General features: G+C 36.2%; 21 protein-coding genes. 12 read left to right on the forward strand and 9 right to left on the reverse strand.

The window, feature by feature from the left end; all coding sequences use genetic code 11:
* The first annotated feature begins 45 nt into the window (after positions 1–45).
* A complete protein-coding gene (locus CQ046_RS12630; RefSeq protein WP_185126186.1) occupies positions 46–1887 on the forward strand; it encodes a carbon starvation protein A in 1842 nt (613 codons plus the stop codon).
* A gap of 73 nt (positions 1888–1960) precedes the next feature.
* On the opposite strand, the gene CQ046_RS12635 is transcribed toward CQ046_RS12630, so the two are convergent.
* Positions 1961–4729, reverse strand: a complete 2769-nt coding sequence (locus CQ046_RS12635; protein ID WP_105702586.1) for a TonB-dependent receptor plug domain-containing protein — start codon at positions 4727–4729, stop codon at positions 1961–1963.
* Positions 4730–4938: 209 nt separating this feature from the next.
* Positions 4939–7269, reverse strand: coding sequence for an ATP-dependent helicase (locus tag CQ046_RS12640; RefSeq protein ID WP_105702587.1), 2331 nt, complete (start codon positions 7267–7269; stop codon positions 4939–4941).
* A 361-nt stretch (positions 7270–7630) separates the two neighbouring features.
* Here CQ046_RS12640 and CQ046_RS12645 point away from each other — a divergent pair, with 361 nt between their 5' ends.
* The 3 genes from CQ046_RS12645 (at position 7631) to secG (ending at position 11528) form a co-directional block, all read left to right on the forward strand.
* Positions 7631–8944, forward strand: a complete 1314-nt coding sequence (locus tag CQ046_RS12645) for a M16 family metallopeptidase (protein WP_105702588.1) — start codon at positions 7631–7633, stop codon at positions 8942–8944.
* A gap of 52 nt (positions 8945–8996) precedes the next feature.
* Positions 8997–11042 (forward strand): M16 family metallopeptidase, encoded by a 2046-nt coding sequence (locus CQ046_RS12650; RefSeq protein WP_105702589.1) that lies wholly within the window; start codon positions 8997–8999, stop codon positions 11040–11042.
* A 132-nt stretch (positions 11043–11174) separates the two neighbouring features.
* On the forward strand, positions 11175–11528 hold the full coding sequence (secG, locus tag CQ046_RS12655) for a preprotein translocase subunit SecG (RefSeq protein WP_105702590.1): 354 nt from the start codon (positions 11175–11177) through the stop codon (positions 11526–11528).
* Positions 11529–11579: 51 nt separating this feature from the next.
* Here the strand turns inward: secG and CQ046_RS12660 are convergent, their stop codons facing one another.
* Both CQ046_RS12660 and recR read right to left on the reverse strand, forming a co-directional pair.
* Complete coding sequence (locus CQ046_RS12660) at positions 11580–12419, reverse strand: glycosyltransferase family 2 protein (RefSeq protein WP_105702591.1); 840 nt, start codon at positions 12417–12419, stop codon at positions 11580–11582.
* Positions 12415–13026, reverse strand: coding sequence for a recombination mediator RecR (gene recR, locus CQ046_RS12665; RefSeq protein WP_105702592.1), 612 nt, complete (start codon positions 13024–13026; stop codon positions 12415–12417). Before recR ends, CQ046_RS12660 begins: the two co-directional genes overlap by 5 nt.
* Positions 13027–13263: 237 nt before the next feature.
* On the opposite strand from recR, the gene CQ046_RS12670 reads away from it, so the two are divergent.
* The 5 genes from CQ046_RS12670 (at position 13264) to CQ046_RS12690 (ending at position 17512) form a co-directional block, all read left to right on the forward strand.
* Positions 13264–13869 (forward strand): hypothetical protein, encoded by a 606-nt coding sequence (locus CQ046_RS12670; protein WP_105702593.1) that lies wholly within the window; start codon positions 13264–13266, stop codon positions 13867–13869.
* Between the two features lie 23 nt (positions 13870–13892).
* A complete protein-coding gene (locus CQ046_RS12675; protein ID WP_105702594.1) occupies positions 13893–14384 on the forward strand; it encodes a hypothetical protein in 492 nt (163 codons plus the stop codon).
* A gap of 81 nt (positions 14385–14465) precedes the next feature.
* Positions 14466–15908: an aminoacyl-histidine dipeptidase gene (locus tag CQ046_RS12680; protein ID WP_105702595.1), complete on the forward strand. Its 1443-nt coding sequence runs from the start codon at positions 14466–14468 to the stop codon at positions 15906–15908.
* 205 nt (positions 15909–16113) lie between these two features.
* On the forward strand, positions 16114–16695 hold the full coding sequence (locus CQ046_RS12685; protein WP_105702653.1) for a TIGR00730 family Rossman fold protein: 582 nt from the start codon (positions 16114–16116) through the stop codon (positions 16693–16695).
* Positions 16696–16723: 28 nt separating this feature from the next.
* The gene (locus tag CQ046_RS12690) at positions 16724–17512 is read left to right on the forward strand and encodes a DUF2971 domain-containing protein (protein WP_105702596.1); all 789 of its coding nucleotides are present in this window, start codon (positions 16724–16726) and stop codon (positions 17510–17512) included.
* Between the two features lie 70 nt (positions 17513–17582).
* On the opposite strand, the gene CQ046_RS12695 is transcribed toward CQ046_RS12690, so the two are convergent.
* Positions 17583–17912, reverse strand: a complete 330-nt coding sequence (locus CQ046_RS12695) for a 2Fe-2S iron-sulfur cluster-binding protein (protein ID WP_076356547.1) — start codon at positions 17910–17912, stop codon at positions 17583–17585.
* 12 nt (positions 17913–17924) lie between these two features.
* Positions 17925–18980, reverse strand: coding sequence for an NAD(P)/FAD-dependent oxidoreductase (locus CQ046_RS12700; RefSeq protein ID WP_105702597.1), 1056 nt, complete (start codon positions 18978–18980; stop codon positions 17925–17927).
* 153 nt (positions 18981–19133) lie between these two features.
* Between CQ046_RS12700 and CQ046_RS12705 the strand changes: the two genes are divergently transcribed.
* Positions 19134–19904: a DUF3108 domain-containing protein gene (locus CQ046_RS12705; RefSeq protein ID WP_105702598.1), complete on the forward strand. Its 771-nt coding sequence runs from the start codon at positions 19134–19136 to the stop codon at positions 19902–19904.
* Between the two features lie 272 nt (positions 19905–20176).
* Here the strand turns inward: CQ046_RS12705 and CQ046_RS12710 are convergent, their stop codons facing one another.
* Both CQ046_RS12710 and CQ046_RS12715 read right to left on the reverse strand, forming a co-directional pair.
* The gene (locus tag CQ046_RS12710) at positions 20177–21187 is read right to left on the reverse strand and encodes a phenylalanine--tRNA ligase subunit alpha (RefSeq protein ID WP_105702599.1); all 1011 of its coding nucleotides are present in this window, start codon (positions 21185–21187) and stop codon (positions 20177–20179) included.
* Between the two features lie 126 nt (positions 21188–21313).
* Complete coding sequence (locus tag CQ046_RS12715) at positions 21314–21973, reverse strand: YceI family protein (protein WP_105702600.1); 660 nt, start codon at positions 21971–21973, stop codon at positions 21314–21316.
* 75 nt (positions 21974–22048) lie between these two features.
* Here CQ046_RS12715 and CQ046_RS12720 point away from each other — a divergent pair, with 75 nt between their 5' ends.
* A complete protein-coding gene (locus tag CQ046_RS12720; RefSeq protein WP_105702601.1) occupies positions 22049–22984 on the forward strand; it encodes a sulfate/molybdate ABC transporter ATP-binding protein in 936 nt (311 codons plus the stop codon).
* Between the two features lie 297 nt (positions 22985–23281).
* Here the strand turns inward: CQ046_RS12720 and CQ046_RS12725 are convergent, their stop codons facing one another.
* A complete protein-coding gene (locus tag CQ046_RS12725) occupies positions 23282–23626 on the reverse strand; it encodes a zinc ribbon domain-containing protein YjdM (protein WP_047373671.1) in 345 nt (114 codons plus the stop codon).
* Between the two features lie 457 nt (positions 23627–24083).
* Here CQ046_RS12725 and CQ046_RS12730 point away from each other — a divergent pair, with 457 nt between their 5' ends.
* Positions 24084–25289, forward strand: coding sequence for an RsmB/NOP family class I SAM-dependent RNA methyltransferase (locus tag CQ046_RS12730; protein ID WP_105702602.1), 1206 nt, complete (start codon positions 24084–24086; stop codon positions 25287–25289).
* Positions 25290–25315: the final 26 nt, after the last annotated feature.

The raw sequence follows: 25315 nt of genomic DNA on the forward strand, positions 1-25315 counted from the left end.
CAAAAACACCAATAAATTAATTTTTTATCAATAAAAATAAGCAATATGGAATCTTTAAACAATATCAATGCGCTTACTCTCATCTTTGTATCTGTTCTTATTTTTGCAATAGCTTATCGTTTTTATGGTATTTTTATTGCCAATAAAGTCCTCAGGCTCAACGACCAGAATATGACCCCTGCTGTGGAATTTGCAGACGGTAAAGATTATGTTGCTACCAATAAAAATGTACTTTTCGGACATCATTTTGCAGCTATTGCAGCGGCTGGGCCTTTGGTAGGACCTGTTCTTGCTGCCCAGTTCGGATATCTCCCCGGTGCTTTATGGATATTGATAGGATGCGTACTGGGAGGCGGAGTACATGATATGATTGTACTCTTTGCTTCCGTGAGACATAAAGGGCAGAGTCTTGCGACGATTGCTTCTAAAGAAATCGGAAAGGCAACAGGAACTGTAGCAGGTTTTGCCATTCTTTTTATCCTGATTCTTACCCTTGCCGGTTTATCTCTAGCCTGTATCAACGCGATGCATGAAGCTTCATGGTCTCTTTTTACTGTTGTGATTACTATGCCGATTGCGATCATTATGGGACTGATTATGCGTTATAAAAAGAACAGCGTTCTGTTTGCAAGTATTTTGGGAGGAATTCTTCTGATTGCAGGGATTATCGGAGGACACACCCTGATGCAGAATCCTACAATGAATAGTTTATTTTCCTGGGATATTAAAACCATTTCTATTGCGATTCCTCTCTATGGTTTTATTGCTTCTGTATTACCGGTATGGCTTCTTTTGGTTCCGAGAGATTATCTTTCGACTTACTTAAAAATAGGAACCATTATCATGCTGGCCATCGGAGTAATTGTCATCCATCCTACTATACAAATGCCGGCTATTACTGCTTTTGTTAACGGCGGTGGTCCTATTATTGGCGGTCCGGTACTTCCTTTTATCTTCATTGTGATTGCCTGTGGAGCGATTTCCGGATTTCATGCTGTGATTGCTACAGGAACTACTCCGAAAATGCTGAACAAAGAAAGAGAAATTCTTTTCGTAGGATATGGAGCCATGCTGGTGGAAGGTTTTGTAGCACTGATGGCACTTATTGCTGCCTGTACATTGATGCCGGGTGATTATTTTGCGATCAACACTCCCAAAGAGGCTTATGATTCTTTTCTTGCGGCACATCCATCTTTACACGGTGTAGATATCGATTATTATTCACAGAAAATAGGTATTGATCTGTATGGAAGAACCGGAGGGGCTGTATCGCTGGCTGTGGGAATGGCACATATTTTCAACAAAATTCCGTATATGGATCAGTTGACGGCTTATTGGTATAATTTCGCGATTATGTTTGAGGCGGTATTTATTCTTACGGCTATTGATGCCGGAACAAGGGTTGGACGCTTCTTTTTACAGGAAATGCTGGGGTCTGTGGTTCCAAAATTTAATGATAAAAACTGGATTCCGGGAATTATTATCAGCAGTATTCTTTTCACCTTTGCATGGGGATACCTGGTGTACACCGGAAATGTAAACAGCATCTGGCCGCTATTCGGAATCAGCAATCAGCTGCTGGCAGCCTGTGGACTTATTGTCTGTACAACGATGCTTATTAGGATGAAAAGAGGAAAATATGCCTTATGTTCGGCTATTCCGGGTGTTTTCATGGCTGGAATTACATTCTGGGCGGGCTATATTCAGGTAACAGCTATTTATATTCCGAAAGGACAGTATTTACTGGCAGTTTTAGCGGCGACAGCTATGATTCTTATGCTTATTGTATTCATAGGAGCATTCAGAAAGTGGTATCAGCTGCTTCAGATCAATACAACTGAAATTGACCATTATGGTGAACCTGTGAAAGAATTGGTAGAAAGATAAAATTCATATTACATAAAGAAAAAACAGTTCAGGATTTCTGAACTGTTTTTTATAACATTATCTTATGTTTTATTTAAAAATTGAAATTAAGCCTAGCAAAAACATATCTTCCATTCTGCCCAAACTGTGAAGTGGAACGTGAATAGATAAACTGGTCATTATTGGTAGAAGCTGTAAGGTTTTTTGTTGGATAAATATCAAACAAATTGTTTACGCCTAAAGTCAATCCTACATATTTTGTAAACTGGTAAGCGGCAGATAAATCCGTAATGATTTTATCTCCGATCGGCTGGTGTTCATTAAAATCAATAATTCCGTCTCCGTTTACATCAATAATATCAGCTCCTGTTACTTTTCCAAAATAGGTATTTCTTAGGTAGAAACTTGCACCCTTCCATGAAAGCGTGTGAGAAAGACTGGCTTTTACTCTAGGTACAGCTTCTTCCAGATAGACTCTTGATTTTTCAGAGAAGTATACTTTTTCAAGCTGTGGCGACTGTAAAAGTCCTGCAGAATGGATATCACCCACCTGTTTTGTTTTATTAAGGTTAATAGCGAAGTTGTTATCTAATTTAAATCCAGAGAATCTGGCATTGTGTGAAATCACTACATCTAAACCTTTTGTTTCTGTATCAATAGCATTCGTAAAGAACTGTGCAGCATTGATTCCCAACTGATCATAAGCTTCCTGTGCTTTCTGAGGAACACTTGCTCTTAAGAACTGGTCGGTAAGAATGATACGGTTATCAATTCTCGTAAAATATCCGTCCGCAGTAAAGGTAAGACTAGCCGAAGGAATTTTGTAAGTAAATCCTACACTTGCTGATTTGGATGTTTCCTGCTTCAGTTTTGGCATATCCAGTAATCCTGCCAGTTGAGAATCATTACTGAAAGTTCCTACTTCCAGAAGTTGATTATTCGTGAATAATGTAGACGTTACATTATAATAAATCTGATGAATAGATGGTGCTCTGAATCCCGTAGAACCTGCAAATCTCACATTGAAATTAGGGGCTACCTTGATTCTTGAAGCCAATTTATAATTGAATGTAGACCCGAAATCTGAATAGTTTTCATATCTGGCTGCAGCATCTACCAATAACCAGTTGGTAAAGTTAAATTCCACGTCTGCATAGGCTGCTACCGATTGTCTGTTTTTATCTACAGCATTTCCAGGCTTAAATCCATTGAATACCTGTGATCCTCCGGGAAGCGCAGCTCCAAAGAAGTCTGTAGGTCTCACAGAGTTTCCGTTCCATACATTTCCGGAAGCATCATAGGTTGCATAAGAAGCTTCTTCACCCTGAGTGATTTTAAAATTCTCATAACGGTGCTCAGCTCCGAATGCTACGTTGATTCCTTCCCATACATCATATTTTTTAGAGAAATCTAAATTGATGGTATTTTGAGAAAATCTTAATCCACCTGCATTAAACTCTCTTGGTGAATCAAAACGCAAAGAGGTATTTCCTGTATTCTGGATATTATAGGTAAATGAATTCTGTCCGTAGGTATTACTGAAATCAATATTCCAGCCTTCCCAGTTTCCTTTGATTCCCGCTGCTAATGAGATATCCTGAATATCCGTTCCGATCTGTGGAAGGTAACCATTAGGATACAATCCTGTAAAAGTTCTGCTTTCGCTTGGTCTTCTGTAAAATCCTCCGGAAGTACCGTGTCTTATGCTGTATCCTCCAAAAGTATATACTTTCCAGTTATCACTTACAGGAATCTCAGCATTTACAAAAAACTGGTGATTATTAAGCTTAGACTGCCCTACCTGCATATTAAAATCTTTTCTCGTCTGTCCTCTGTAAGCCAGCTCCTGATCTGTAATATAATTAAGCTGATCTCTGGTAAAACTTGCAGATTTCAAAACATTCTGTAATGCGGAAATCGTATTGGCTCCCTGAATAGAATTTTGCAAATCTGGAGAGAAATAGCTTACATTCTGTGCATACTGATGGATGTAATTCACAAGCTGCTGTGAATTAGGAGTATTGTTTATATTCGTAAAAAGAGAAGAAAGATTCACTCCGTCATTTAATGCACGCTGTTCAATAGCATTATAAGCATTATAAATAGGTCCACTTTCTGTTCCTGCTCTGTACGTTGGATTTCTGAATTGTGAAGACCAGGTAATATTAAAGAAACCGCCTTTGGTTCCGATTTTATTTCCATAGTTCAAATCCAGCTGAATATTCTGCCCATCAAAATCTCCGGTATGATCGTTAGCTGTTGGCGTAAGGTTTCCACCATAACTTATCTGTCCTGCCAGTTTTCCCGTATCTCTTTTCAGATCAAGGTTGATCACTCCGGCAATGGCATCAGACCCATATTGTGCAGAAGCTCCGTCTCTTAATACTTCAATTCGGTTCAAAGCGAAAGACGGAATAGCATTCAAATCGGTTCCAACAGTACCTCTTCCGGGTGTTCCGTTTACGTTCACCAGTGCTGAAGTATGTCTTCTTTTTCCATTCACCAAAACCAAAACCTGATCTGGTCCCAAACCTCTCAGCTGGGCAGGATCCAAGTGATCTGTACCATCAGAATTGGTCTGAATAGTGGAAGTAAATGAAGGCGCTACAGCATTCAGGATTTGCCCGATATTGGTTTGTGGAAGTATAATTGAAGATTCTTTTACATTGAATACATCTACGGGAACCGGGCTGTCAACTTTAGATCTTGCTCCGGCTCTGGAACCCAATACTACTACTTCTTCTACATTATTGGTCTTTATGGTGTCTTTATTTGTTTTTATGCTGTCTTTTTCCTGTCCGTAAGTAAATACGCCGAGGAAAAACAGAACAGAGGCCGAAAGAATAGTTTTCTTATTATTCATAGTTTAGAATTTGATTAACATTTATGTTTTTTACAAGGTGCAAATGTAAAATTTATTTATTAGTCCACAAAACTAATAGACTTTGTTTTTGTAAAAAATAGTTATCGTTTCTTTCTATCCCTTATTTAAAGTTATGATAAATTAAGGAAACTTTCATAAAAAAACGGATCCAAAAATTGAATCCGTTTTCTTTATATTTTATTTTGAAATTAAATTTTAGTTAGCTTAGCATATTTCAGGATCAGGTTTTTCTCACCCTCATGGATGAAAATAACTTTTGCTTTGATATTCTGAGGATCTGTTCCATCCAGGAAAGAAACTTCCCCTATTCCGAAACGGTCATGTCTCACTTTATCTCCCACTTCAATATCCTGAGAAGAAGCTCCGCTTGGATTAATAATTTTAGCAGTGCTTACCGGTTTCAGTTTTCTGACTTCCTGAGCTGGCTTCGAAGTATCTCCTCTATCGATAGTTTTCTTTTCCACCTTTTTGAAAGATTTCATTTCGGAAGGATGTTCATCAAAGATATTGGACCTCACTCCCGAATTATTGATAAATCTTTTTTCCAAAGCAGGATTAAGGAATTCGATATATTGATCATCAATTTCACTTAAGAATCTTGAAGGTTCCGCATCCGTAATTTTCCCCCATTGGAAACGGGAAACAGCATAGGAGAAAAAGACCTGCTTTTCAGCTCTTGTCAATGCCACGTAGAATAATCTTCTTTCTTCTTCCAGATCTTCTCTTGTTGCCGAGCTCATAAAACTAGGGAACAGGTTTTCTTCCAATCCTACTAAGTGTACCACCGGGAATTCCAATCCTTTTGAAAGGTGAATCGTCATCAATGAAACCATATCATCTCCCAATTCTTTATCCTGAGTATCTGCAGAAAGTGCAATGTTTTCAAGGAAGTTGGAAAGACTCGGATCACCATCTTCAAGCTGCATCTGCTCTTCAATGAATCCCTGCATGGAGTTCATCAATTCCTGTACGTTTTCTACTCTTGAAATCCCTTCAGGCGTCTGATCATCTTTTAAAAATTTGATTAAACCGCTTCGTTTTGCTACTTCCATAGCAACACTGTAAGCCGTTTCTGTTTTCAGCAATACCTGAAAAGCCTTAATCATAGACCAGAAATCGTTCAGTTTGTTCAAAACTCCATTATTCAGCCCTAGCTGCGGAGCATACATCGGAAGATTTTCCAATACTTTTGAAACTGCAATATTGTGAGCGTCTGCAAAAACGATCAGTTTATTTTGTGTTGTTTCCCCAATTCCTCTTGCAGGATAATTGATAATCCTCATCAACGCTTCAGAATCATTTTCATTAATCAGCAGACGAAGATAACCAATAAGGTCTTTTACTTCTTTTCTTTGGTAGAAAGAAAGTCCTCCATATACTTTGTACGGAATATTTTTACGTCTCAGCGCATCTTCAAAAGCACGTGTCTGAGAGTTTGTTCTGTATAAAATAGCAAAATCGCTATATTTTCTCTGATCACGGTTACGAAGTTCCCAGATGTTTCCTGCTACGAAATTCGCTTCATCAGCATCAGAAAGAGATCGGTAAATTTTGATCTTATCCCCTTCTTCATTATCACTGAATACATTTTTCTTAAACTGCTGCAGGTTTTTAGCAATAACAACATTAGCAGCATTTACAATATTCTGTGTAGAACGGTAATTTTGTTCCAATGATACCGTTTTAGCATCCGTATAATCTTTTTTAAAGTTTAAGATATTATAGATATTCGCTCCACGGAAGGAATAGATAGACTGAGCATCATCTCCTACTACACAAATATTCTCAAATTTTGAAGCCAAAGCTTTTACAATAAGATACTGAGAGTGATTCGTATCCTGGTACTCATCTACCATGATATATCGGAATCTGTCCTGATATTTCGCCAATACTTCCGGAAAACGGGTCAACAGTTCATTGGTTTTCAACAAAAGATCATCAAAATCCATAGATCCGTTTCTGAAACACTGATCCACATATTTCTGATAAATCTGTCCGATGAATTTCATATTTGCTTTTTCATCCGCTTCCATCAATTCTGGATTGTTGAAATAAGCTTTTACGGTAATCAAATTATTCTTGTAAGTTGAAATTCTTGCCTGAACTTTTTTAGGTTTATAAAGATCTGCATCAATATTCATATCCTTCAAAACCTTTTTAATCACATTCAGGGCATCCTGCTGATCATAAATCGTAAAATTGGAAGGATATCCAAGATAATGGGATTCAATTCTCAGAATTCTTGCAAAAACAGAGTGAAAAGTTCCCATCCAAAGACTTCTTGCATTGCTGTCCCCTACTACTTTTGCGATACGGTCTTTCATTTCTCGGGCCGCTTTATTGGTAAAGGTAAGAGCCAGGATATTGAAAGGGTCTATTCCGTTGTGTATTAAATGGGCAATACGCATGGTCAGTACACGCGTTTTCCCGGAACCTGCTCCGGCAAGCACCATCAAAGGCCCTTGTAAAGAGGTAACGGCTTCATATTGTGATTCATTGAGTCCTTTCAAATAGTCCATACAGCAAAAAAATTTTGGGAACACAAAATTAAGGTATTCGGAGGAGAATTCAAACTTTCATATAGAAGTTAGGAATTTGAAGTATTCAGTTTTGAGTTGTTAACAATATTTGTCAATGGTCAATTCGCTTCGCTAGTGAATTGTGAATGATTAGCCATCAATTAAAAAATTTCTTTATAATGATTATTCATAATCTCAAATCTCGCAACCCGAATTCCATAACAAATTGACAAGTGAAACGAATTCACCATTCATCATTCATATTTTAATCTCTAATTTTTTTCTTTAAATAATATATTTCCAAAAACTTTGTAACATTTAATTCACTTTTCATACTAATTATCAAACAATTTAAAATTTTATGAAAAAACGATTTATTTCTGCTGTTGCTATAGCTTTTTTCGGGCTAATCCTGAATGCACAGCAAATCAAATTCGAAGAGTATGACCTTCCCAACGGTCTTCACGTAATTCTTCATCAGGATAACTCAGCTCCTATTGTGACGACAGGCGTAATGTATCATGTTGGTGGTAAAGATTATGAAAAAGGAAGAAGTGGTTTTGCCCATTTCTTTGAACATCTTTTATTCGAAGGAACTCCTAATATCAAAAGAGGAGACTGGTTCAAAATCGTTTCTTCAAATGGAGGAGAGAACAATGCTAATACCACCCTTGACAGAACTTATTATTATGAAACCTTCCCTTCCAACAATGAACAACTTGGACTTTGGATGGAGGCTGAAAGAATGCGTCACCCTGTTATCAATCAGATCGGTATTGATACACAAAGAGAGGTTGTAAAAGAAGAGAAAAGATTGAGATATGATAATAAGCCTTATGGCAATTTTATACACAAAATTCAAGAAAATCTATTTATTAAACACCCTTATCATAATCCTAATATTGGACTAATGGAAGATCTGAGTTCTGCTAAATTAGAAGAATTCCAGGCCTTCTATAAAAAGTATTATGTTCCGAATAATGCAACTTTGGTAGTGGCAGGAGATATCAAACCTGAACAGACTAAAAAATGGATCGAAACGTATTATGGGGGAATTCCAAAAGGAACCCTTTATCCAAAAGATTTCCCGAAAGAAACTCCTATCACTCAGGAAAAAGAAGTGACTGCTATTGATTCGAACATTCAGACTCCCGCTTATATTTTCTCATACAGGACACCTTCTAATAAAGAAAAAGATGCTTATGTCCTGGATATGCTTTCTTCTTATTTAAGCAACGGTAAATCTTCAGTTTTATATAAAAAATTAGTTGACCAGGATAAAAAAGCCCTTCAAGTGGGAGCTTTCAATCAGGGTTTTGAAGACTATAGTATTTTCGCATTCTATGCGATTCCAATGGGACAGACCACAAAACAGACTTTACAGACTGACATTGATGCTGAAATCAAAAAACTTCAAACTACTTTAATCTCTGAAGAAGATTATCAAAAACTTCAGAACCAATACGAAAACCAGTTTGTAAATGCCAATTCAAGTATTGAGGGAATAGCTGGTTCATTGGCAACCAACCACGTATTGATGGGGGACACGAATTTGATCAACAAAGAAATCGACATTTACAGATCTATCACAAGACAGGATCTTCAAAATGCTGCTAAAAAGTATCTTAATTCTAACCAAAGAATAATCATTAATTACGTATCGGAGAAAAAGTAATCATTTTAACTTTTCGGGTTACCTATGGTTATAAAAAATTAAATTTTTACAAATGAAAAAGCAATTAACATATATAGCTGCAGCATTTTTCTTTACAGGAATGGTTTCGGCACAAAAAATAGATCTTAATGCAATGCCAAAACCAGGACCTACTCCTGCGATTAACATTGCTAAGCCAAAAACCTTCCAGCTAAGCAATGGTCTTACAGTAATGGTGGTTGAAAACAATAAACTGCCAAGAGTAAACGCAAGCCTTTCTATGGACAGACCTCCGTACAATGAAGGAGCAATCACCGGAGTAAGCGGAATAATGGCTGAACAGTTCGAAAATGGAACTACCAATATCAGCAAAGACGATTTCAACAAAAAAGTAGATTATCTGGGAGCTAATCTTAGTTTCTCTTCAGGAGGTGCTTTTGCTAATTCACTTTCAAAATATTTCCCTGAAGTTTTAGGTTTGATGGCTGATGCAATCATTAACCCTAAATTCTCTGCTGAAGAAATTCAAAACTCTAAAGAAAGAGCCATTGAAGGATTAAAATCTCAAGAAAAAAATGCTTCTGCTATCGCACAAAGAGTTTCCAATGCTTTGATATATGGAAAAAATACTTCAAGAGGTGAGTTTGAAACGATTGAATCTATCAATAAAATTCAGCTTGCTGACGTTCAGAATACTTACAAAAAATACTACGCTCCGGATAATGCTTACTTAGTAATTGTAGGAGATGTAAAATTTGATCAGGTAAAACCTTTGATCGAAAAAGCATTCAGTGGCTGGAAAAAGGCAAATACTCCTATCGCATCATTAGAGCCGGCTTCTAATGTTGCTAAAACAGAAATCAACGTAGTGGATGTTCCTTCTGCAGTACAGTCTGTTGTTTCATTAAGCAACCTGAACACGCTGAAAATGAAGGATACCAACTATTTCCCTGCAACCATTGCCAACTACATTCTTGGGGGCGGTGGTGAGGCAAGACTTTTCATGAACCTTCGTGAAAAAAACGGATTTACCTATGGTGCTTACTCAGAAATGGCTGCCAGTAAATATTCACCGGAGTTCTCTGCAAGTGCAAAAGTAAGAAATGAAGTTACTGACAAAGCCGTTAAAGAATTCATGAATGAACTTAACGCAATTTCTACAATAAAACCGGAAGAATTGGAAAATGCTAAAGCTAAATTGAAAGGATCTTTTATTATGTCTTTAGAACAGCCGGCGACAATAGCAATATTTGCATTAAATCAAAAAGTAGAGGATTTACCAGCTGATTTCTATACCAATTACTTAAAATCTATCGATAAAGTAACTGCTGCAGATGTTTCAAGTGCTGTAAAAGCTACCATTTTACCCAACCAAAGCAGAATTTTCATCGCAGGTAAAGCGTCTGATATTTCTGAAGGACTGGAAAAATTAGGCTATCCTGTAAAATATTTCGATAAAGAAGCTAACCCTGTTGCAAAACCAACTGTGCAAAAAGTGGACGCTAATGTAACGGTTGCTTCTGTAGTTGACAAATACATCAATGCTATCGGAGGAAAAGCTAACCTGGCTAAAATTACTTCTTACACTACGAATGCTTCTATGTCTATGCAAGGACAAAACATCGACTTTAAAATCATTAAAGCACAAGAAGGAAAGGAGCTTACCACTGTAACAGCAATGGGACAGGTAGTTCAAAAGCAGTTATTTGACGGAAAAACTGGTTATTCTGAACAAATGGGTCAAAAAGTTGATATCACACCTGAGGAAATTGCTGCAAAGCAAAAAAATACAGAGCTCTTCAAAGAATTAGGTTTTGCAAAATCTGCTGATTATAAATTAGGCGGAATTGAGAAAATCGGAGGTGAAGATTCTTACGCAATTAAAGGTGGAGATACAACGTATTACTACAGTGTTGCAACAGGATTAAAAACCGGAGAAACAAAAAAAATAAAAGCTAAAGGTCAGGAGATGACAATTCCAACAACATTCTCTAACTACAAAGATGTAGAAGGGGTAAAAATGCCTTACACAATCTCTGTAAGTCAAATGGGAATGGACATGACGATGACTGTAAAGTCTTATGAGATCAATAAGGCTACTGATGCTGATTTTAAATAATACATCCTATTTTTATAGAAAAAACGGCAACAATTGTTGCCGTTTTTATTTTTATCAACATTTGGCGACATCTTTTTTTGTCATTCAGTAAAAAAACATTAAATTTGCCCATTCAAAAAGATATCAGAATTAATGGATACTATATTTACACTATTGATGGTTCTTGTTATGGTTGCCAGTGTTTTATTGGTAATTATCGTTATGGCACAAAATCCTAAAGGAGGAGGCCTTTCAAGTACATTCGGAGGTGCATCATCTGCACAATTCGGAGTACAGAGAACCAATGATTTCATGGAAAAAGCAACATGGACTCTAGGCGGAACTATCATCGTTCTTATCCTTTTAAGCGTTGTTATTACAGGTAAGCCGTCTCAGGCACTTCCTGCACAACAGCAGCCTGCGAAGAAAGAAGCTCCTGCAAAACAGTCAGCTCCTGCTTCTAAAACTGCAGCTCCGGCACAAACTCCTGTAGCACCGGCTAAATAAGAAGAATACCATCTTATATAAAACAAAAGCAACTCAAATTGAGTTGCTTTTTTATTTTAGCTTGATCTTTTCAATCTGATGGCGAAGCTTCAATCCTGCCTTTAAAAATGAATATTGCACAGGCTTCGATTCTTTATAGTATTTATCAATGAAGATCTGCATGGCTCCATAAAACCTGTTGAGATAAACTTCGTTCTTTATGGTACTTTCTCCTTTGTGGTGAAGTATTGAAACTTTACCATAATAAAAATTTTTATATCCGTTTCTTAAAAACGTATAGCAGAGATCAATATCTTCTCCATACATGAAGTACGCTTCATCTAACCCTCCTATTTTTTCGTAAACATCTTTTTTGGCTAGTAAAAATGCACCTGTGAGAACTTCCACTTCTGCGACAGCATTTTCTTCTATATCGTTTCTGTAATAAGATTTCGAATTGTTCTTTTTAAAATTGGTAAACAGTTTTTCAAAAGAGTTAAACATATCCGGAACCGAACGTTTACTTTCAGGCAGAAAATGTCCTTCTGCGTCGTGCATTCTCACTCCCAGGCAACCGAAAGAAGGTTGAGCATCCGCAAAATCCAACAGTTCTTTCATATAAAACCCTTCGAATTCCGTATCAGGATTCAAAAGCAGCAGGTATTCACCTTTCGCAGATTGGATGGCCTGGTTATTGGCTTTCGAAAAACCACCATTCACTTCAGAAGATATAAAATGTACGTTTGGAAACTCAGGGATAAGATCACCCCATGAAGTGTCTGTAGAAGCATTATCAATTACAATCACCTCATATTCTACCTCTTGTATAAATTTCTGAAGGGACAGGAGACAGCTTCTAAGTAATTGGGTAACATTATAATTAACGATAATAACGGACAGCTTCATATTAATCCTTTTCGTTGTATGGCAGCCTGTTGATAATAGATCTCCCTAAAGAAATTTCATCAGCATATTCCAATTCATCCCCTACTGAAATTCCTCTTGCAATGCTTGAAAAATTCACATTGAAGCTTTTAAATTTCTTGTAAATATAATAAGCTGTGGTATCTCCTTCCATCGTCGCACTCAAGGCAAAAATAAATTCCTTTACTTTCCCCTCATTCAGCTTCTTTTCAATGCTTGGAATATTTAATTGACCTGGACCCACTCCTTCCATGGGAGAAATTTTACCTCCAAGAATTAAATATTTCCCAGTGTATTTCCCGGTATTTTCAATAGCAATAACATCCCTTACATCTTCCACGATACAGATCAATTCTCCATTTCTCTTTTCATTGCTGCATATTTCACAGATGTCAAAATCTGAAAAATTATGACATTCTTTACAGTATTTTATTTCGTTGACAAGATTAATCAGCGAGTTTCCAAGACTTACGGCTCTGGAATTGGGCTGCTTCAACAAATGTAATGCTAACCTTAAAGCCGTTTTTCTTCCAATCCCAGGCAGTCCTGAAATTTCATCTACTGCCTTTGCCAACACTTTACTTGGGTAATCCATAGGTACAAAAATAAGGATTAAAGTTGATAATTAATAGTGAATCATGAATGGTCAATTCACTTCGTTTGTGAATTTGTATAAAGTGATTATTGACTATTGACTTTACGCAGCAAAAATTGACAATTGACCATGAGATTAATGTCCCATTATGATATTTTACATTTCTCCTCTATCCGAGAACTCTAAAAAAACCTCTATATTTGCGGCTCTAATTAAATATGAAAAAAATTAACTAACATGGTACTTAACAATCTGAATTATCCTCTGGATTTCAAATTCAAAATCACTACTTTAGCAAGCGACTTTAATATTACTGACAGAAATGGAAATTATGTAGCATATGTTCGTCAGAAAATGTTCAAGTTGAAAGAAGATGTTGTCGTTTTCAATGATGAGAGCAAGGCTAAGGAACTTTTCAGAATCAGAGCTAATCAATGGATTGATTTCAATGCTTCTTATTCTTTGAATGATCTTATTGACAATAAAAACTTTGGTAGATTAGCCAGAAAAGGAATGCGTTCTCTCTGGAAAGCAAGTTATGATGTTCTGGATGCAAACGATCAGCCTAAGTTTAAAATTCAGGAAGACAGCGCATGGGTAAGGTTCTGGGACAGCTTTGTGGGAGAACTTCCTATCATCGGAATGTTCACAGGGTATTTCCTTAATCCATCATATACCGTAACAGGGATTGATGGAAAGGCTTATTTTAAACTGAAAAAAATGCCTTCATTCTTCGGAAGAAGATTCCAGCTGGACAGACTGATCGATATTGATGATGAGGAAGAAAGCTTGGTAATCCTTTCTTTATTAATGATGACACTTCTTGAAAGAGCAAGAGGATAAACAAATAATAAAACCACAAACACATGAAATATTTAATCATTGTATTTTCCGCATTTCTACTGATAGCCTGTAAAAAGGAAAAAGAAACGGTTTCAGGTTCCACTACTGCAGATTCTTCGCATGTTGCTAAGGATACGGTTTCAGCAGGTTCTTCTTCAGGAAATATTCTGGTCGGAACCATTCCTTTTCCTAAAGAAATCAAAGAATGTTCATGCTATTTTGCTGTAAGCAAAGCTGATTTTGAAAATGAGAGATACATCTATGCAGATGATGCCGGAAAAACAGCTTATATGATGCTGGATGGCAAAAGACTGGCTCTTAATCTTATTTCATCAAGCGATATGGAGGTAGATGAACTGCTTACTAAGGAAATAGAAAATGATGATTATAAAATTTCTGTAAAAGGTAAAAAAATAAAAGGCGAAGAAGCTTTATTGTTTGAAGGGACTCTGACGATTGAGAAACCGGATGGCACTACATTCACTACTCCGATCTATGGAGAATGCGGATGTTAATACAAGTAAAATCATACAAAAATGCTTCTGTGTCTCACGGAAGCATTTTTTATTTCGTAAATTTGAGAAAAATAAAATTCAATGGAATTATCTAATATAGAACCGCAGATTATCTGGAAAAATTTCTCCAAACTAAATGCTGTTCCAAGACCTTCAAAAAAGGAAGAAAAAGTAATAGCTTTTATCAAAGGATTTGGTGAAAATTTAGGACTGGAAACTACGGTAGATGAAGTAGGAAACGTTATTATTAAGAAACCTGCCACTGCAGGAATGGAAAACCGTAAATCTATCGTGCTTCAATCGCACCTTGATATGGTTTGCCAGAAAAATAATGATGTGAATTTCGATTTTGAAACGGAAGGAATTAAAATGGAAATTGATGGTGACTGGGTAAAGGCAAAAGGAACGACTTTAGGAGCGGATAATGGTTTAGGAGTAGCTACTATCATGTCTATCCTTGAAAGCTCAGATATTCCACACCCTGCATTGGAAGCTCTTTTTACGATTGATGAGGAGACAGGAATGACAGGTGCTTTAGGATTAAAACCAGGACAATTGACAGGACAAATTCTATTGAACCTTGATACTGAAGAGGATGATGAAATTGATATCGGCTGTGCAGGAGGTGTAGATGTAACCATCACGCAAACCTATGCAACAGAAACTTCAAAAGGACAAATTGTAAGACTTGAAGTAAAAGGTCTTCAGGGAGGACACTCTGGAATGGATATCCATAAAGGTTTCGGAAATGCCAATATTATTTTAGGAAGACTTCTTTACAGCGGACTAGAAAACCAGAATATTGAATTAATTTCTATCGACAGCGGAGGTTTAAGAAATGCTATTCCAAGAGAAGGTGCTGCTGTTATTTCTGTGAGAAACGCTCAGGAATTTATAGAAAAAGCAACAGTTCTTAAAAAAGATATCTTAGAAGAATTCGCGACTGTAGAACCGGGACTTCAGATCAATATTGAGAACTCTACATCTTCAGATAAAGTGATTTCAGAAGGTGATTCCAAAAAAGTGATCCTTACTTTAAAAGCGCTTCATAACGGCGTATACAGAATGAGTCCTGATGTGGCTGATCTTGTAGAAGCGTCCAACAATGTAGCAAGAGTAGAATTAAAAGGCGGAGAACTTAAAATCTTAAACCTTACAAGATCTTCTGTAGACTCTTCCAAATATTCAGTAGCAGAACAATTGAAATCTGTAGCAGAACTGGCTGGAATGAATGTTGAATTCAGCGGTTCATACCCGGGATGGAAACCAAAACCAGGTTCAGAAATTGTACAGCTGATGGAGAAGCTTTATACTGAGAAGTTCAGTGAAAAACCTCATGTAGTAGCTTGTCATGCAGGTCTTGAATGTGGAATCATCGGTGCCAACTATCCTGAAATGGAAATGGTAAGCTTTGGACCAACCATCAGAGGAGCACATTCACCTGATGAAAGAGCTAATATCCCTTCAGCACAGAAATTCTGGAGCTTCCTGAAAGATATTTTAGCGAATATTCCTCAGAAATAGAACATTAAAATTACTATATTAAATATCCAAAGTCTTGTGATTTTGGATATTTTTAGTTTTAATCTGAATATATTTAATTAATTGAAATCAAAATGCTTCGACAGGCTCAGCATGACACAGCTAAAAATTTATCTCTAAAAGAGCATTAATTAGAGATGCCATGCTGAGCCTGTCTAAGCATCCAAACCATAAAAAACCTTATACAATGAAAAGTATAACCGTATTCTGCGGCTCAAGTTTCGGCACAGATAAAATTTATGAAGAACAGGCATTTCTGCTTGGGCAAACCCTAGCAAAAAAAGACATACAATTGGTGTATGGCGGTTCAGAAACCGGCTTAATGGGGACAATAGCTAATGGAGCCTTAAGTGAAAAAGGTAAGGTAATCGGAGTGCTGCCTCAGTTTTTACAAACCAAAGAAATTGCTCATAAAAATCTGACAGAGCTCATCATTGTGGAAACGATGCATGAAAGAAAGACCAAAATGAACGAACTCTGTGACGGAGTTATTGTTCTGCCAGGCGGTTATGGAACACTGGAAGAACTTTTCGAGATGATCACATGGGCACAGCTCGGGCTTCACAAAAAACCGATCGGAATCTTGAATATTGACGGATTTTATGATGATCTGATTAAACTGGTTCAAAACATGGTGGACAAAGGATTTCTAAAGCAGATAAATAGTGATATGCTGCTGATGAGTGATACCATAGAAAATCTATTGGAAAAAATGAGAAATTATCAGGCTCCTACAGTTTGGAAAGTGATTTCTAAGGAGGAGATATAAAAAAAGAGAATCACAAAAATATTACAAAATGAATGACTACATTTATCACTATACTTCAATTGAAACCCTTGCTTTAATTTTAAAAAATAAAAAAATAAGATTTAATAGCTTAAAAAATGTTGATGATATAAATGAAACACAATTTTCTGATGAAAATGATGTAAATCTTTCTTCACATACTTTAATTTCTTGCTGGACAAATAATGAAGAAGAAAATCTTGCATTTTGGAATATGTATACACCTAATATGAAAGGGGTTAGAATTAAAATTTCTAAAAACTTGTTTCAAGAATATAGCTTTAATACAGAATATGTTATTGACATTCAAAATAGCTTAATCACAAATTCTTTGGTTCCAAAAACTGAATGCTTTAATTCTAATTACTGGATTATTCCATTTAGTGAAAACTTCTTAGAGGTAATTTATACTGATCAAGATGATTTATTAAAGCCACAAATAGTTAAAATAGAAAATGAAAATTTTACAATAAAAACTGGAGAAATTGGGAGATACAAATCTAAAATTTGGGAATTTCAAAAAGAAGTCAGATTTAAATTATTCATTTTACCAACAAAAGATTTATATGGCAATCAAATTCATCCATTAAATAATTTTCAAACAATAATTGATGATAAGATACCTTGTCCAATTGATAATTACTTTATTGATATAAGAGACGACGCATTTAAAAATATGGAAGTTACCTTAGGTCCTAAATGTACCTTCTCAGAAGAAATAATTGTTGAAGCCTTATTAGAAAAATATAACCCTAATGCAAAAATCTCTAAAAATAAATTTCAAGGATTAATAAGATAAGAATAATTAAAAAAAACAAACCCGTCCGAAAAATTCGAACGGGTTTTTTATTAAGATTAAAAAATATTTTCTAAGGATAAGGAGCAATTTCCACTTCGAGCCCTTCCATGGCATCGGCAATATGTAACTGGCATCCCAATCTGCTGTTGTCTTTCACGTGGAAGGCTTCAGCAAGCATAGCATCTTCTTCGTCTCCCATCGGTTCCAAACCGGGATCATTAATTACATATACCTGGCATGAAGCGCACATCGCCATACCTCCGCATACCCCAATAGTACCTTCTTCAGCCAATTCATAGGAACGGATAATTTCCATTAGATTCATGGACATATCCGTAGGAGCTACGACATCGTGGATTACCCCTTCTCTGTCGGTAATTTTAATATTAACATCTGACATAATTCTGCAAAATTAGTCAATTTTTTTCACAACTGCCTTCTCTGCTTCTTTACGGCTTCCGTCGAATCCGTCAACACCACTTACGGTTGTATATTTTAATACGAATTTTTTACCAGGATTGAGTCTGTTATAAACACTCTGACACATTAAAGTAGCCTCGTGGAAACCACAAAGGATCAGCTTCAGTTTTCCAGGATATGTATTGATATCGCCGATCGCATAAATACCATCAATGTTGGTCTGATAATCAAGTGCATTGTTTACAACAATAGCATTTTTCTCGATGTTCAATCCCCAGTTTCCGATCTCACCCAATTTTGGAGTCAATCCGAATAATGGAATAAAGTAATCTGTTTCAATATCGTAAGCTTCCTGCCCTTCAACCTGTACTGTGATAGCTTCAACTTTTCCGTCACCTTTAACACCAGTAACTTCCGCAGGAGTAATTAATTTAATTTTCCCCTGGTTTTTCAGATCCTGAACTTTCTCTACAGAATCCAAAGCTCCTCTGAACTCATTTCTTCTGTGAATCAAAGTCACTTCACTGGCAACATTAGAAAGGAAAACACTCCAGTCCAAAGCAGAATCTCCTCCTCCGGCGATCACTACTTTTTTGTTTCTGAAATGCTCAGGTTCTTTCACAAAATATTCAAGACCTTTTTCTTCATAATCAGCAAGATTGTCGAAAGTAGGTTTTCTAGGCTCAAATGTTCCTAATCCACCTGCAATAGCAATCGCTTTACATCTGTGAACAGTTCCTTTGTTCGTGATCACTTCAAACCACTCATCATCTACTTTTGTATAGGAAACGGCTGTTTCTCCCAAAGTAAATCCAGGTTGAAACTGCTTAATCTGCTCCATCAAATTATCCACCAATTCTCCAGCATTCACTGAAGGATAACCAGGGATATCGAAAATAGGTTTTTTAGGATAAAGTTCCGCCAATTGCCCTCCCGGCTGTGGAAGTGCGTCAATAATATGGCACTTCATTTTTAATAAACCAGCTTCAAAAACTGCAAAAAGTCCTGTAGGTCCCGCACCTATGATCAATATATCAGTGGTTATCATAATATTTAAGATAATTTAATTATACATGTAACTGCAAATTTACTAATTTTAATGCGAAGCATATTTAATTGATTCTAAATAAAAACCTGAGATTTGTCAAATATCTATTAATTAAGATTTTAAATTTGGCAATATTTTTGTAAATGTCTTATTATGAAGAAAATTTCAATCCTTTTTGCATTATTAATATTCTTTTTTGGCTCAGCCCAGATTGATAATATCGCGGACGGCGAATCCATCACTCTCAGAATCCACTACGGCTTCCTTAATGCAGGAACAGCAAACCTTACTACCAAACAAACCAATTACAAAGGGGTGCCTCACCTCTATGTAAAAGGTACAGGACAGACTACTGGTGCCGTAAAAGCATTCTTCAAAGTGGAGGATTTATATGAAAGCTTCATCAATACACAGACAGGATTACCAAGTTTCTATGTACGAAATGTGCGTGAAGGAAGCTATCGCCAACATTTTGAAACGGTTTTTAATCATGATAATAATACTTTAATTTTAACAGATAAAAAAACTCCGGCCAATGGTTCTAAGGTTTTAAAATCGATAAAAGGAGTTCAGGATATGCTTTCCTGTTTTTATTATTTAAGAAGTAAAAGCCCGGATGAACTGAAAGTAGGAACAGTTATTAATATGAATGTATGGATTGATGATGAAATGTTTCCTTTTCAGCTGAAAGTAGTCGGAACAGAGAATTTAAAAACAAAATTCGGTACTATTAACTGTTTAAAAATTATTCCTTCTGTAAAAAGCGGAAGAGTATTTAAAGAAAAAGAAGGCGTTACCATGTGGGTTTCCAATGATGCTAACCATGTTCCAATGCTATTGAAAGCAGAGCTTGCAGTAGGCTCACTGAAAGCCAGCATTGATGATTACAAGAATGTAAAATATCCTTTAAAGTTCAGTAAATAACAACATAAGTTTTTAAAGATAAAGCCTGTAAATTTTACAGGCTTTTTTTATGTTTAAATGTAATAGAATGTTAACATTGATTGTCTTTATAATAGAGGCAGGCAAAGAGCTGCAGCATGTCAATACTTCAATTCAACAGCGTTTGATCCAAGTATGGGCATAAGAAACAGACACGTGTAAATTTTTCAATAAGATCAGTTTTTAATTACGTTTTGTTTCTTAGGTCAGTAATTAAAAACAAAAAACCTCCGGAGCTCCGGAGGTTTGATTTTTTATAGTGTTTTGAACTGTTCCAGTGTTCTGATATCGTTTTCGAAGAACATTCTGATGTCACTCATCTGGTAAAGAAGCATCGTGATTCTTTCAATTCCCATTCCGAATGCATATCCTGAATATTTTTCAGAATCAATATTCACATTTTTCAGTACGGCAGGGTCTACCATTCCGCAACCCATGATTTCCAGCCATCCTGTTCCTTTCGTAATTCTATAATCTGTTTCAGAGTTTAATCCCCAATACACATCAATTTCAGCACTTGGCTCTGTGAACGGGAAGAAAGAAGGTCTCATTCTGATTTTAGATTTTCCGAAAAGTTCAGTGGTAAAAAACTGAATTGTCTGCTTCAAATCTGCAAAGCTTACATTCTCATCAATATATAATCCTTCAATCTGATGGAAGATACAGTGAGAACGTGAAGAAATTGCTTCATTTCTGAAAACTCTTCCCGGAGATAAAATTCTGATTGGCGGCTGGTTTTCCTCCATATAACGGGTCTGTACAGAAGAGGTATGCGTTCTTAAAAGAATATCAGGATTCTGCTCAATAAAGAAGGTGTCCTGCATATCTCTTGCCGGGTGATATTCCGGAAGATTAAGCGCCGTAAAGTTATGCCAGTCATCTTCAATCTCAGGACCGTCTGCTACTGCAAAGCCAATAGATTTGAAAATTTCAATAATTCTGTTTTTTACCAGATTGATAGGATGTCTGGAACCCAATTCCAATGGAAAAGCGGGTCTTGTAAGATCTTCTTTTTCAACCACAACAGAAGATTCTGAAGCATTTTTCAAATCCTCCAGTTTTACAGCAACTGCCTGTTTTAATGTGTTGATCTTTTGTCCGAATTCTTTCTTTTGGTCATTAGGAACTTCTTTAAATTTTTCAAAAAAATCATTCAGAACCCCTTTTTTACCGTTGTACTTGATTCGGAAGCTTTCGATATCTTCCTTAGAGGTAGCATTGAAGCCATTTACTTCGACCAGTAGTTCTTCTATCTTTTCTATCATTATTTTACCCTTTCAAAATGTTTTGCAAAAATACGATTTTAAGTTGAATAATAAGTCTGTCAAAAAAAAATCTGCCTCTTTTTCGGGAGGCAGACTTCAATCACTTATTTCACTTAAATAAAAAAATTATTTCTTTTCTAAAGCTTTAACGCTGATCTGAAGAGTCACCTCGTCTTTAATCACACCGTTTTCAGCAGGAGCCTGGAACTTTACTCCAAACTCTTCTCTTTTAATATCTTTCGGCTCAGTAGCTACACTCACCTCTCCTTCTTTCACAGAAACATTAGCTTTAAACTGAACGGGTTTTGTAATTCCTTTAATGGTTAAATTACCATCCAAAAGAGTATTGTAATCACCTTCCGTAGCCGGAGTAACTTTCGTAATTTCATAAGAAGCTGTTGGGAATTTTTCAACTTCAAAGAAATCACCGCTCTTCAGGTGGCCATTTAATTTTCCTAAATCTTCCGGGCTGTCTTTCAAGTCTACAGAAGTTAAAGAGTTCATATCAGCAACGAATTTTCCGCTTTCCAGTTTTCCGTCTTTCACCGTCACATCTCCACTTTCAAACTTGATTGTTCCAAAATGGCTCGTATTTTCAGATTTAAATACTTTATATCCCTTCCATTCAACCTTACTGTTTAGCGTATCCAAAGTGAACTGGCTACCTTCTTTGGTAGTCGCCACCTCATTACTCTCACTGGTAAGCGGTTTGTCTTTTTTACAAGAAACCATTACAGCAGCAATGAATAAAGCAGGAATAGCTAATGAAAACAGTTTTTTTCTCATTTTTGATTTATTTTTATTAGTTCCGCTAATATAATAAAAAAAATTATGTTTTCATAAAAACCTTACATTTGTAATATGCTATTAGAAATAAACAATTTATTTTTCTCTCACAACAAAGAAAATCCCCTGTTTCAGAACCTTAACCTAAGGTTTGAAGAAAACAGAATCATAGCTCTTGCCGGTGAAAGCGGATGCGGAAAATCCACTCTTCTGGGCCTGATTTATGGTCTTTTGGATTGGGAAAACGGGGAAATTATTTTTAACGGAACAAAGCTTTTGGGACCGAAAGGAAATCTTGTTCCCGGAGAACCAGAAATGAAATTTGTAGCACAGAATTTCGATCTTATGCCTTACGCTACGGTTGCCGAAAACGTAGGGAAATTTATTTCAAATATCAATTTAAAGCAAAAAAAAGAAACTGTAACGGAGCTTCTTGAGGTAGTAGGGCTTCAGGAATTTGCGAATGTACTTCCTAAATATTTAAGTGGCGGACAGCAGCAAAGAGTTGCTATTGCGAGAGCATTATCTGTACTTCCAAAACTTTTGATTTTAGATGAGCCATTCAGTAATCTGGATTTTCCGAGAAAAATCGAGCTTAGAGAAAGACTTTTCAGATACGTAAAACAACATGGAATCTCTTTAATTATTTCCACTCATGAACTTCAGGATATCATGCCATGGCTGGATCAGATTGTCATTTTACAGAATGGAAGGCTGATTCAAAATGACAGTCCGGAAGAAACGTACAGAAAACCTTACAACTCTTACGTAGCCAAATTATTCGGGGAAGTGAATATTTTCAGTGAAACTGAAGCGGATGATTTCAAGCTTCCGAAATTTTCTTTTTATCCGAAAGAAATTAAAATCACAGAAACCGGTCTTGAAGCCGAAGTTCTTGAAAGTAGATTTGCAGGAAATTACTATTGGAATAAACTAAAAGCAAACGGGAAAGAGCTGGTTGTATATACTGATGAAAAAATATCAGGAACTACATTTATTTCCTTTGTTTAGAGGCTCAATTGCACAAGAGTAAAATTGCAAAGCAAATTCACAGTTTTACTTTTTAGTTATTTCACGCATAACTTATACATCCACTTACACTTATCAATAAAAAAAATACAAACATAAGAATCAGTTGTCAAACTTTTTCTTACATTTGTATCTCCAAAGCTTAAGGAAATTTTTGGTTATTTCTCTTTCTGCCTTCCAGACGGACATTAGCAATCTTGCAATTAAGTCTTATGAAAGATTACACTGTCCAATTTTTTCCTTTTCTTATTTTTAAGCCTTAAGAAAAACAATGTTTTCTTACGCTTTCTTTACAAATTCTGACTTAAGAGCCATTGCCCCAAAACCATCAATTTTGCAGTCGATATTATGATCACTTCCTGGTCTTAAACGGATATTCTTCACTTTTGTTCCAGCTTTTACCGGTTTTGGAGCTCCTTTTACAGGAAGATCTTTTACTACCACTACAGAATCTCCATCCTGAAGTTCATTTCCGTTTGAATCCAATATTTTCCCTTCATTTGCGGCTTCAGAAGCTGCTTCTGCCGGATCCCATTCGTAGAAACACTGGGAACATACCATCATATTATCGCTTGGGTAGGTAAACTCAGAGCTGCATTTTGGACAAAGTACTGTATCACTCATATTTTTATTTTTTGCAAAGGTAGAGCTTTTTGGAGGTTGAAGTCAAGAGATAAAGTTCAGTATAGTAGATAATAAGCATACGTTAATTTTACACAATATTGTGAATTAATACAAATTAAATAAACTTGCTGCAAAGAAAATAAAGTATAGTAATGAACAGTGTATCTTTTGTTAGTAAATATTTTTCATTAAGCAAAAACACAGGTTTATTCGTTTTAAAGTGAAAGACTATTACAACAAATAAAAAATATAAATATTCGGAAAATCTTTACAAATTCAGCATTAAAATTTATTTCTACCATTTAAAAAATCAGTAAACAGATTGACCCTGCTTCAATAATATAAGCTCACATTACTCGCTTACTCTAAACTCCTCCAATTCCCAAACTCTCCAACTCAATCTTCAACTCTCAATTAAAAGTCGTATTTTTGCAGATTCAAACAGCGAAGCAAACTTATGGAACTTATTCACAGAAACTTGGCGATCGGAATTCACGATGCCCTACAGGAGACATTTTTTGAGAAAAACAAATATGCAGATAAAGTTATTGAAAGACTTTTGAAAGCAAACAGAAAATGGGGAAGCCAGGACAGAGCCGTTGTTTCTGAAATTTTTTACAATATTATCCGTTGGAAAAAACGCCTTGAATACTATATGGGTGAAGGTGTAAAACCCAACAATATCTATAAACTGATCATTGCGTATTTACTTTGGAGTAAAACCAATTATAAAAAATTCGAAGAATTTGACGGAATCAAAATTGCCGATATTCTTACCAAACTTAAAAAGAATACAGTTCCTACAAAGGCAATAGAACACTCTATTCCCGACTGGCTGGCTGAAACTCTTGAAAAGGAGATAGGTGCCAACTGGGAAAGAGAAATGGCAGCTTTGAATGAGCAGGCTCCTACGGTTTTAAGAGCAAACTCTTTAAGAACAACCCCCAAAGAGCTGATCTCTGACCTTGCTGATGAAGGAGTTGTTTCCTACCCTATTAAAAACTATCCTGATGCTGTTCAGCTGGAAGAAAAGAAAAATGTTTTCCTTACTACCGCTTTCAAAGAAGGATTATTTGAAGTTCAGGATGCTTCTTCCCAGAAGATCGGATATTTCCTTGATGTACAAGAAGGCCAGAGAGTAGTGGATGCATGTGCTGGTGCCGGAGGAAAAACCCTTCACTTGGCAGCCATCATGAAAAACAAAGGTCAGATCATCGCATTAGACATCTTTGAGTGGAAACTAGCCGAATTGAAGCGTCGTGCCAAAAGAGCAGGTGCCCACAATATTGAAACGCGTATGATTTCTGACAATAAAGTGATCAAACGTCTTCACGAAAAAGTAGACAGGCTTCTGATAGATGCACCATGTTCAGGTCTTGGAGTTTTAAAAAGAAACCCGGACAGTAAATGGAAAATTGACCAGGACTTTATTGACAGAATTAAAAAAGAACAGCAGCAAATCCTTCAGGACTATTCTAAAATGCTTAAAAAAGGAGGAAAAATGGTATATGCTACCTGTTCTATTCTTCCCTCAGAGAACAATCTGCAGGTAGATGAGTTCATCAAAAACAATCCTGGATTCAAGATGATTAAAGATGAAAAAGTAATGCCTAGCCAAGGCTATGACGGATTCTATATGGCTTTGATTGAGAGAGTTTCTTAATCTAAATCCAATAAAAAACACATTAA

Origin of the sequence: Chryseobacterium sp. MYb7, assembly GCF_002979455.1 — a bacterium.
GTDB lineage: Bacteria > Bacteroidota > Bacteroidia > Flavobacteriales > Weeksellaceae > Chryseobacterium.